The organism is Pantoea sp. E956-1, from assembly GCF_982223955.1.
This window is the reverse complement of record NZ_CEUYZP010000045.1, coordinates 1-483: the sequence shown is the minus strand read 5'-3', so window position 1 is coordinate 483 and position 483 is coordinate 1. Positions and strand designations below refer to the sequence as shown.

Sequence of the window (483 nt, the reverse complement as noted above, 5' to 3'; positions counted from 1 at the left end):
ACGTTATTCACGTTGCGAAGCGAAAGAACCAAAGAGGATTATCTGGGTAACTCAGGAACAATTAATATTTCGCGTTATGGAAATCACGATTTTGTTTTTTTTGCCCTGGACGCTGGTGCTCAGCCCCAAAAGACCACCTCAAAATTCGGGGAGTTTCGCTACCACGCATCTTTCGCAGCCTTGAATGCCAAGTATCAATATACGCATATGGAGATAGGAGACTTATTGAGACCGAACTCTCGTGATATTAGTATCGGGCGAGCCAAAAGCTTGCCTTGGTTAGCTGCCGCCAGTGACGATGAGTTAATGGATTTTAAAAATAGAGCGGGGCTTCGGCCTGACAATGAGAAAGATTTGTTGTTTTACGGAAAGGATATGCTTCAAGGTTTGGGTTTGAAAGTTGCCGTGGATCTCGGGTCTCTGAACGATTTCGTACAGGAGGCGGTGATTGAGTGGGCTGATGGAGATCGTACAATTGATAAT

The 483-nt window shown here is 44.9% G+C and carries 1 protein-coding gene; it reads left to right on the top strand.

Features of this window, described 5'->3' with window-relative positions; translation table 11 throughout:
* Nucleotides 1-483, top strand: a 483-nt coding sequence (locus AC0T7J_RS25160) for a hypothetical protein (protein ID WP_473798447.1), incomplete at both ends; no start/stop codon positions are given.